General features: G+C 67.7%; 7 protein-coding genes. 4 read left to right on the top strand and 3 right to left on the bottom strand.

What is annotated here, in order from left to right; translation table 11 throughout:
- Positions 1 to 17 precede the first annotated feature (17 nt).
- Positions 18 to 956 carry a SphA family protein gene (locus Q3A80_RS30015; RefSeq protein ID WP_446332413.1) on the bottom strand — a complete coding sequence of 313 codons (939 nt, stop codon included), beginning with the start codon at positions 954 to 956 and terminating at the stop codon, positions 18 to 20.
- A gap of 78 nt (positions 957 to 1,034) precedes the next feature.
- Positions 1,035 to 2,036, bottom strand: coding sequence for a helix-turn-helix domain-containing protein (locus Q3A80_RS30020; protein WP_446332414.1), 1,002 nt, complete (start codon positions 2,034 to 2,036; stop codon positions 1,035 to 1,037).
- A 401-nt stretch (positions 2,037 to 2,437) separates the two neighbouring features.
- On the opposite strand from Q3A80_RS30020, the gene Q3A80_RS30025 reads away from it, so the two are divergent.
- The 4 genes from Q3A80_RS30025 (at position 2,438) to Q3A80_RS30040 (ending at position 8,500) form a co-directional block, all read left to right on the top strand.
- Complete coding sequence (locus Q3A80_RS30025) at positions 2,438 to 3,688, top strand: metallophosphoesterase family protein (protein ID WP_446332415.1); 1,251 nt, start codon at positions 2,438 to 2,440, stop codon at positions 3,686 to 3,688.
- Between the two features lie 3 nt (positions 3,689 to 3,691).
- A complete protein-coding gene (locus Q3A80_RS30030; RefSeq protein ID WP_446332416.1) occupies positions 3,692 to 7,162 on the top strand; it encodes an AAA family ATPase in 3,471 nt (1,156 codons plus the stop codon).
- A gap of 122 nt (positions 7,163 to 7,284) precedes the next feature.
- On the top strand, positions 7,285 to 7,809 hold the full coding sequence (locus Q3A80_RS30035; RefSeq protein WP_446332417.1) for an HD domain-containing protein: 525 nt from the start codon (positions 7,285 to 7,287) through the stop codon (positions 7,807 to 7,809).
- A 7-nt stretch (positions 7,810 to 7,816) separates the two neighbouring features.
- Complete coding sequence (locus Q3A80_RS30040; RefSeq protein WP_446332418.1) at positions 7,817 to 8,500, top strand: DUF429 domain-containing protein; 684 nt, start codon at positions 7,817 to 7,819, stop codon at positions 8,498 to 8,500.
- Between the two features lie 151 nt (positions 8,501 to 8,651).
- Here Q3A80_RS30040 and Q3A80_RS30045 read toward each other — a convergent pair whose 3' ends face one another.
- Positions 8,652 to 9,122, bottom strand: a complete 471-nt coding sequence (locus tag Q3A80_RS30045) for an ATPase (protein WP_446332420.1) — start codon at positions 9,120 to 9,122, stop codon at positions 8,652 to 8,654.
- Positions 9,123 to 9,679 lie beyond the last annotated feature (557 nt).

Here is a 9,679-nt window from a genome sequence, read left to right on the forward strand (position 1 = left end):
GCTCCTGAAACGGAACATCAGAACGACAGCGCCGCACGCAGCGCGACCTGGTACCCCTGCGCGCGGTTATGCGCGCCGAACTCCTTGTATGCGTGCAGCCATATCGCGGGCTTGCCCGGTTCGACGTAGCTGATCGCCGGGCCGAGCGCATTCACGCGCGCACGGTTGCCGTCGACGTTCGGGCCGTGGTCGTTGCTCAGCTGCCGCTCGAGGTAGCCACCGAGGCCTGCCGTGAACGGGCCGATGTGCTGGCCGAGCGCGAATTCCTGGCGAAAGCCGGTGCCGCTGCGATAGTTCGTCGCGCGGTTCGTCGTGTTCTGATCGATCTCGATGCTGGTCGAGATCTCGAAGCCGCTATCGGAGATATACGTCGCGCCGATGATCGGCGACAGGGTCCAGTGGTTGACGCCGGGATTGAAGAGTCGCGTGCTGCGATAGGCACCGGTCGGCGCCTGCACCTGCAGCGCGACGTTGACGAACAGATGCGGCAGCGTCCATGCGAGGATCAGCGGCTGGAAGTCCGCATCGCCGATATTGGCCGGATTGGCCGACATCGCGAGCGTGCCGGCCGGCGTCGGCACGTTCACGTGCCCGTTCATGTTCAGGAACGGCACGATTGCGCCGAACCCGACGTTTGCGCCGAACAGCCTTGCGTTAGTCATCCTGATGTATGCGAGGCTCCACGACGCGACGCTCAGCGAGAAGTCGGCGTTGCCGCCGTTGCGGATCGTATGCGTCGAGTAGTACGCAAAGCGTGTGGCAAGCGTGCCGTTCGGCGTGGGCGGCGGCGTGATGCCCGCGCCGAAATCGAACACGCCGAACGGCGTGATCGGGCCGTCGTTTTCGAGTGCGTGCGCGGTGCCGCACGCGAGCGTGGCGGCCAAAGCGCCGAGTGCGACGCTGCTCGCATGCGTGCGGCAGCGCCGCACACCGTGCGGACATCTGAGGATTTCCATCGTGCCGTTCCCCGTACAGTTGAAAAGTGTACGGAGTCTAGGAACGTCAAAATCCGGCGCGTTATCCGCTTTTGGTAATTATCTCGGCGGGCGTTTGAGCGTGTCGGAAGGCAGTTCGCCGAACAATTCCCGGTAGTGCGCGGCGAAGCGGCTCAGGTGCCAGAAGCCCCAGCGGCATGCGACGTCGCTGACCGACGCACTTTCGGGAGAATGCTCGCGCAGTTCGCGGCGCACGGCGTTGAGCCGCAGCACGCGCAGGTACCACGCCGGGTGTGTGCCCAGGAGTTCCTCGAAGCAATATTGCAATTTGCGCCGGCTTGCGCCCACTGCGCGGCACACGTCGAGCACCGTCAGCGGAACGTCGGGCCGCGACTCGACCAGCTCGCGCACGCGCTCGACCATGCGGCGGCGCGCGGACGGATCGAGCCGCGCAGGGCGGCCGCCGGCTTCCAGTGCGTCGACGAGCTCGACCAGAATGGCATCGCGCAGCGTCTTGCGCGCTTGCGGCTGCGTGAAGGGCCGCGCCGACGTGTCGGCCGCGTCGAAGCCGCCCACCAGCAGGAACGTCAACGCGTCGTAGCGGGCGGCCGGCACCCGCACGATGGTGGTTTCGCTCGACAGCGTTGCATCGCCGTCGCGATGTTCATCGGCGAGCCATGCCAGCTGCTTGCGCAGCGTGTCGGTCGACACCGTCAGCAGCACGACGTCCTGATGGTCCGGCGTACGCAGTTCGGGCAGCGACGTACCGCCCGAGACGAGCAAGGCCTTGTCGCGCAGCGGCGTGCCGCCGCAGTAGCCGTCGCCGGCGGTCTCCAGCGGAATGCTGAACGACGTGCTGCCCGCGCACTGGTCGCCGCGCTTGAGCAGCGCGCGGTTCACGCGTTCACGCAGCAGCTGCATGCCGTCGAAGCGGATTTCGTGCAGCGTTCCCTGGAACGGCCCGGGCGACAGCTGATCGAGCCGGATCGACCAGCCGTGCGTGCATTCCGCATGGCTGTCGACGTCATTGCACGCGAAGCGGCGGATGAACGGCGTCGCGTCGGCCATCGATGTCGCGGACGGCAAGGGGGTGGGCTGCATGGCAGATCGGGCGATGGACGATGAGGTTTGCCGACAATGCGCACACAACCGGCGATTGGCAATGCGTTTTTACCCCGGGGACGCGCACTCGTTTCTAGCGGAGGCGTATGCGCCATCGAGCACGAATGCAACGCGTCGACGTCGAATCGCGCGATCCGTGCCGGGCATCGATACTTTGCACACGGACCCCTCCCTCCGCCGTTGCCTGCCCGCCATGCTTAAATAGCGGGGCGTCCGGTCTCCGCACCGGCATTGCGGCGGTACGACCGGCTTGCATGGGTGCCGTACCGGCGACGCTGCGCCGTCGGCGGTCGGGATCGCACCCGGCAACCGCGCGCGTCGTTCCACAGTGCACAATGCCGGTCGGCATCGCCCCTTCGTCATGAATCAGAGGAACCTTCGTGAAGTTCATCCACGCGGCAGACATTCACCTTGACAGCCCGTTGCACGGCCTGAGCGCGTATCCCGACGCGCCGGCCGCGCAGTTGCGCAACGCGTCGCGCGAGGCGCTGCGGCAACTCGTGGATCGTGCGATCGAAGAGGATGTCGCGTTCCTCGTGATCGCCGGCGACCTGTACGACGGCGACTGGAAGGACCACAACACGGGCATCTTCTTCGGCCAGCAGATGGGCCGCCTGCGCAAGGCCGGCATTCGCGCGTTCGTGCTCGGCGGCAATCACGATGCCGAAAGCGAGATGACGAAGAAGCTGACGTTGCCCGACAACGTGACCGTGTTCGGTCACCGCAAGCCGGAGACGTTCACGCTGCCGGAATTCGACGTCGCGCTGCACGGGCAGAGCTTCAAGGACAAGGCCGTCGTCGACAATCTCGCGATCGCCTATCCGGATCCCGTGCCGGGCCATTACAACATCGGCGTGCTGCACACCGCGCTCGAAGGCTATGCGGCGCATGCGAACTATGCGCCGTGCTCGCTGGCGGAACTGCATGCGAAAGGCTACGACTACTGGGCGCTCGGCCACGTGCACGAATTCCAGCAATGGTCGGGGCCGTCGACCGTCGTGTTCCCCGGTAACCTGCAGGGCCGCCATATCCGCGAGACGGGCCGCCGCGGCGCGGTGCTCGTGACGGTCGAGCAGGGCCGCACGCACGTCGAGCGTCTGTACCTCGACGTGCTGCGCTGGGAAGCCGTGTCGGTCGATGCGTCCGACTGCTTCAGCGTCGCCGATCTGTCGAGAAAGATCGCCCAGTCGCTCGAGACGTTGCTGAGCGTGGACGGCCACGTGCCGCGCGCGGTGCGCGTGACGGTCACCGGGCGGACACCTGCGCACGGCCTCTTTTTCGGCCGCGCGCCGCAGTTGCGCGCGGAAGTGCTGAACCAGATCGGCATCATCGGCAACGAACGGCTGTGGCTGGAGAAGGTGCGGCTCGCGACGTCCGCGCCGGAGCAGCCGCAGGGCGAGAGCGAGCAGCTCGAGGCGCTGGAGGATCTGAAGCAGATCCTGGCCGACGCCGCGCACGATCCGGACTTCCTCGCGCTGCTCGAACGCGACCTGAAGCCATTCGTCGGCAAGGTGCGCAGCGACGTGAAGGAGGAGGTGCCGCTGCTGACGATGGCGCGCGCGGGCGAATTCACGGCGCTGGTCGAGCAGGTCGGTCCCGCGCTGCTCGCGCGGCTGGCGAGGGGGGAGTAAGCGATGCGCATCAGCCAGCTCGATCTGATCAAGTACGGCAAGTTCACCGACGAAACGCTGCGCTTTCCGTCGGCGAGCGAGGATTTCCACGTGATCGTGGGGCCGAACGAGGCCGGCAAGTCGACGATCCGCACGGCCGTGTCGGAACTGCTGTTCGGGATGAAGCTGCAGACGCCGCTCGATTTCCTGCATGCGACGCCCGAACTGCGGATCGGCGGCGTGCTGGAGGGCAGCACCGGCGCGCTGGCGTTTCATCGCGCGCGCGGGCGCAGCCCGCTGCGCACGCCGGCCGATGACAAGCTGCCGGACGACTATCTCGACGCGATCCTCGACGGTGCGACGCGCGAGTTCTTCGAGCAGATGTTCGGGCTCGACCACAGGCGCCTCGTCGACGGCGGCCGAAGCATTCTCGACGCGTCCGACAAGCTCGGCCAGGTGCTGTTCGAATCGGCGGCGGGCGTCGGCACGCTGGGGCCGGTGCGCGAGGAGCTCGACGCGCGCGCGGCGGAGCTGTGGGCGCCGCGCCGCAGCGGCAGTGCGTTCGCGCAGGCCGAGACGTCGTTCAACGAAGCCGTCGGCGAACTGAAGGCGGTCCAGGTGCGCACGCGCGACTGGGTCGACCGCAAGGAAGCGCGCGACGCGATCGAACACGAGATCGAGCAGGCGCGCGCGGAGCAGCGTCGCCTCGAAGCATTGCGCTCGAAGCTCGAACGCGTGCGACGACTGGCGCCGTACCTGAAGGAGCTGACGATCAAGGAAGCGGCGCTCGCCGAGCTGGGCGCCGTCGTCGAGTTGCCGCCCACTGCGTACGCGGATCTGCTGAAAGCGCAAGGCGATCTCGCGGCCGAACGGAAGGTGCTCGAAGAGCGGCGGGCGGACCTGCTCGCGAAACGGCAGGCGCGCGATGCGATCGAGCCGGATGCCGATGCGCTGGCGCTCGAAGGCGACATCGAAGCGCTCGACCGGTTGCGCGGCGCATGCATGAATCACGCACAGGATCTGCTGTTGCTGGGTGCGGAAGTCGAGCGGCATCTGTCGGCCGCCGGCGCCGCCGCCGCGCAGCTCGGCTGGCCGAGCGACGAGGCGTCGCTGCGCGCGGTGCTGCCGAGTGCGCTGTCGCTGAAGACCGTCGCGAACCTGCTGCGCGATCACGGCGCGCTGCATCAGGCACTGGCCGGCGCGCGCGAAGCGCTCGACGAGCGCACGCAGGAGCTTGCGCAGGTGCACGATCAACTGGCGCGCCTGTCGACGGTGGAGGTGCCCGAAGTGCTGCGTGCGGCGCTTGCCGATGCGCAGGGTTATCGCGGCAGCGGCCAGCGCGAGCAGGCGCTCGAACGCGACATCGCCGCCGCCGAGCGCACGCTCGCCGACGCGCTCGACGCGCTCGGCCAGTGGCGCAAGCCGGTCGACGCATTGCGGCTGCTCGACGTGCCGTCCGCGGCGCGCCTCGGCGCGCTGCTCGCCGAAGCAAGCGAACACGCGAGCGCGGCGGTCGCTGCCCGCGACGCGCGCGACGGCGCGCGGGAAGAACTCGCGCGGCTCGAACTGCAGGAGAAGCATTTCGCGGAGACCCACAAGGTCGTCACGACCGCCGAGGTACTGGCGGCGCGCGCGCGTCGCGACGGCGCGTGGGGCGACGTCCGCAGCGGCGCGGTCGATCTTGCGACCGGCGCGCCGGCCGTCGACGATGCGATTCGCCTCGCAGACGAACTCGTCGATGCGCAGCTCGGTGCCACGCAGGCGGCGGCGACGCTGCAATCGCTGCGCCAGCAGGTCGAGTCCGCACGCGCGGTGGTGATGCGCCGGCAGGCCGCCGTGGACGAGCGCGAACGCGAGCTGGCTGCGCATCGCGACGCATGGGACGGACTGGCGGCGACGGCAGGCGTGCCCGGCATGCCGCTCGCGGCCATGGGCGACTGGCTCGCGAAGCGCGACACGGTGTTCGCCGCGCAGGCCGAGCTCGACCGCCTTCGCCGCGAATTCGCGACGATCCGCGATGCGCGCGCCGGTGCGGAAGCCAGGTTGCGTGCGGTGCTGCAGCTGGTATCGCGCGGCAGCGATGCCGACGGCTTGGCCGCACTCGTCGCGATTGCGGAGACCTTCGTGCAGTCGGCGGAGAAGGCGCTCGCGCAGAAGGACAGCCTCGAGGATCGCGCGCGCGAAGCCGAGCGCGGTTGTGCAACGGCTCGTTCGCGGGCCGGCCAGGCCCAGACCGCGTACGACGCGTGGCACGCGCAATGGCGCGACGCGCTCGCCGACGCGAAGCTGTCCGCGAACGCGGTGACGCTGGCCGCGGCCGAAGGCGCGCTCGCACTGGCGAATACGGTGACGGCCGAACTGGCCGACGCCGATGCGCCGCGCAACCGGATGGCCGCGATCCGTGCGGAGCTCGCTGCGCTCGAGGCCGGCGCACGGCGGCTGGCCGAAGCGCTGGAGCCCGCATGGCTGTCGGGCGGCGACTGGCTCGACGTGGCGCGCCGGTTGACGATGCGCGTGGCGGCTGCGCGGGAAACCGCGCGGGCGATCGCACGCGCGGACGACGCGGTGCGGCAAGCGGACGGCAAGGTCGCCGATGCGGCCGCCGCCGTGGCCGGCGCGGACGCGCGCATTCAACCGTTGCTGCAACTGGCCGGGGTCGCGTCGATCGACGCGGCACTGCCGCTGGCCGAGCGATCGGATCGGCAGCGCCAGCTGCGGCAGGCCGTCGATGCGGCGAAGGAGGCGCTCGTGCGCGACGGCGACGGGTTGTCGCAGGCGGCCGTCGAAGCCGAGGTCGCGGAACAGGACATCGCCGATGTGCCCGCGCATCTCGAAGCCGTGAAGCAGGCGCTCGGCGACGTCGGCAAGCGCGTGAACGAACTCGTGCAGCAGCAGGTCGTGGCGCAGCAGGCATTCGGCGCGATCGACGGCCAGGCGAATGCGGCGGTGGCCGAGGCGAAGCGGCAGGAAGCGCTGGCGGCGATGGGCGACGCGGCCGAGCAGTATCTGGAAGTGGCGACCGCGAGCCGTCTGCTGAAGTGGGCGACCGATCGCTATCGCGACCAGAAGCAGGGGCCGATGCTGCGCCGGGCCGGCGAGATTTTCGCAGGGCTCACGCTCGGCGAATTCGCGCGGCTGACCGTCGATACCGAACGGACGCCGCCCGCGCTGTACGCGCGCCGCACGAAGGGCACGTCGGTCGAGGTCGCCGGCCTGAGCGAGGGGACGCGCGACCAGCTGTTCCTCGCGCTGCGGATCGCGGCGCTCGAACTGCAACTCGCCGGCAGGACCGGGCTGCCGTTCGTTGCCGACGATCTGTTCATCAACTTCGACGATGCGCGGGCGAAGGCGGGGCTCGACGCGCTGCGCGACCTGTCGACGCGGACCCAGGTGCTGTTCCTGACCCACCACGATCACCTGCTGCCGCTCGTGCGCGACGTGTTCGGCGCGCAGGTGAACGTGGTCGCGCTGCGGCGCGAGGCCGCCGCCGCATGATGGCGGACGGCCCGATGTCCCAATACGTGGGAATGGTCATCGCGTACAGGTAGTATGTGCGGTTCCGAAACGCACGCGACCGGTTCTGCCGGTCGCGGCTCCGGCCACACGAGGGATCGACAATGAACAAGCTGGTAGCTGCCATCGCGTTCGCGGCGGACAAGCATCGCAATCAGCGGCGCAAGGACGACGAGGCGTCGCCGTACATCAACCATCCGATCGCGCTGGCCGACGTGCTGGCCAACGAAGCCGGCATCGAGGACGAGCGCGTGATCGTCGCGGCGGTGCTGCACGACACGATCGAGGATACGGAGACGACCGAACAGGAACTGCTGCGGCTGTTCGGCAAGGACGTCGCCGACATCGTGATGGAGGTCACCGACGACAAGTCGTTGCCGAAGGACGAACGCAAGCGTCTGCAGGTCGAGCATGCGGCGAACATCAGCCGGCGCGCGAAGCTCGTGAAGCTGGCCGACAAGATCTGCAACCTGCGCGACATCGCGCGGCATCCGCCCGCGGACTGGCCGCTCGAACGCAAGCAGGCGTACTTCGACTGGGCGAAGTCGGTCGTCGACCGGATGCGCGGCGTGCATCCTGGGCTGGAGGCGATCTTCGATGCCGCGTACGACGCGCGGCCGGCGAACTGACGCGACCATGCGGGCGGCCCGATCCCGATCCGTTGCGCGGTCGTTGCCTGCGGTTGCGGGCGTCGACGTCGGCGGCGACAAGAAGCTGTGCGATCTCGTGATCCTGCGCGGCTCGACAATCATTTGTCGCGAGGCGCGGATCGCGCCGGAAGCGCTGCCTGCGCTGTGTATCGAGCATGACGTGATGGCCGTCGGCGTCGACGCGCCGAGCCTGTGGTGGACGGGAACCGGACGCCGCGCTGCCGAGCAGGCGCTCGCGCGCGAGCGGATCTCGTGTTTTCCGACGCCGTCGCGCGAGCAGGCCGTTGCGAGCACGTCGGGCTTCTTCGACTGGATGTTCATGGGCGAGCGTGTCTACCGCGCGCTGGCGGATGCCTATCCGCTGCTGACCGACGCGCGGTATGGCGGCGGACGCGTGTGCTTCGAGACGTATCCGTATGCGATCACCTGCGCGCTGCTCGGCAAGACGATCGCATCGGCGAAGCTGAAGCGTAATCAGCGGCGGCAATTGCTGACGCAGCTCGGGATTGACGTGTCGACGTTGCGATCGGTCGACGCGCGGGACGCCACGCTATGTGCGTTGACCGCGCAATACGTGATCGACGGAAACGCGCACGCGTACGGCGACGCTCAGGGCGGATATATCCGTGTGCCGATCGTCGGCGAGCCGATCGTGCTCGATATGCGCTAGCCGCGGCGCGCGGCTGAGGTGAGCTTTTGCGGGAGGCGTGCTGGACTGTCGGTTTGGACGGGTGTGGTGCGGTGACGGTCGCCCGAAGAGTGGTGGCCGGCGGCGCGCGACATATGCAGAAGATGCACCGTACGCGCGCCGGTGGTAACGCTCAGTCTTCGAGAATGGACTTCGGCACGCTGGGCAGATCGCAAGCGTCCGCCTGCTCGTAATAGGTTTGCGCATCGTCGATCATCACGACCGCGACGTCGATGAGTTCGTCGAGCCGTTGCAGCAGCGATTCGCGCCACTCGACGTCCTCGTCGCGCTCGGGCGTCTTGTCGAGCTGCTCGATGATCGAGTCGGCCGTCTGCAGGAACGGGATCGCCTGCTGATAGTTCTCGATCGACACCATCGCGGCATTGCGCGCGCCGACGAGACGTTCGCGATGCTCGTCCGCGAGTTCGGATTCGCCGCTGATGCGCGGCAGGACATCCGAGATCCGTTGCAGAAGCGGCGGAACGTTCTCTTCGAGCATGACGGCGCGCTCGCGCAGCGCGGCGTATTCGTCGCGAAGATCGGCGTCGCCGGATTGGGTGGTGCTGTCCATCGTCGTTATGAGTGCGTTGTTCGATCGCGGCATGATACTCGACCGCGCGATGGGCTTTGCTTGTTCCGCAGCGTTGGCTCTGATGTGAATCGAGGACGGGGCGAGATCGAACATGGGACGCGGCGTACCTTCCATATATAGGGAGAAGGAAGAAAGAATGTTCTCGATCCGTCGCCGGCGCGTCACGGCGCTGCATGTCGAGCGCTATGAGTAAAGCCCCCGTGCGCGGTAGCGCACGGGGGCTTTTTCAAAATATTTTCACGAAGGGGTTGCGCGGAGTGGGGTGGGTGCTTAGAATCACGCCTCTTTCGCGCTGACGGAAACGCGGCGCGGAGGAAGAAGGGAAGCGGTGCTGACGAGGCGGCTGTAGAAGCCTTGGCGCACACGAAGCTGAACCTCTCGCCGTCGCAACGAAGCAGTTCAGAAAGTTGTTGACGAGCGAAGAAAGGCGGTTCATAATCTCACTTCTCTGCTGCTGAAAACGCAGCGCTGCTGAGAAACTTCAGGTCTCTCGCAGAAATGCTCTTTAAAAATTAACAGCCGATAAGTGTGGGCGCTTGATGGTAGCGAGCTGATCTTCGGATCAGATG

The sequence above is a fragment of the Burkholderia sp. SR8 genome (assembly GCF_052851275.1).